Below are 474 nucleotides of genomic sequence, written 5' to 3' on the forward strand. Positions count from 1 at the left end.
GCCGATCTGCCGACGTGGCGCAAGTCATCCAAGGCCGGTGGCCCTGCTGCCGACGATACACACGCCCACTAAAACGCGCCGCGCGCCAGATCCACGAGCCTGCGCTGAAACGCCGAAGCGTTTTTCATGCCCTGATCTTCATGATTCGTATTGAAGAGGACATGCGTATCGTCCGCTAGCGCCGCGATGCGTTCAACCCGAGCCGAGATGTCGATCAATTCGCTCGCACTGTATTCGTAGACGAAGCGTCCGGACGAGGCGACAGCACCCTGCCGGTTCCACGCGGCGGCGTTGCGTCCATGCAGACGCACGACGCACAGGTCGTCACGCGTTGTCGCCCAGACGGCAGGCACCGTGTTGTCGAATCCGCCTGGACTATCGACGATGGTGTGCGCCGCACCCGTCTCCCGCAACATCGCCAACGTGGCGGCTTCGCGCGAGGGAGTATCGAACCAGCTACGGTGACGAAACTCG

1 protein-coding gene is annotated in these 474 nt (G+C 62.7%); it reads right to left on the minus strand.

The annotated features are described in order from the left end of the window. Window positions 1-68: 68 nt before the first annotated feature. A partial coding sequence (locus CDV44_RS27290) for a DUF72 domain-containing protein (RefSeq protein WP_141118844.1) occupies window positions 69-474 on the minus strand: 406 nt, incomplete at its 5' end.

It is taken from the genome of Pandoraea sp. PE-S2R-1, from assembly GCF_002179865.1.
In the GTDB taxonomy this organism is placed as follows: domain Bacteria; phylum Pseudomonadota; class Gammaproteobacteria; order Burkholderiales; family Burkholderiaceae; genus Pandoraea.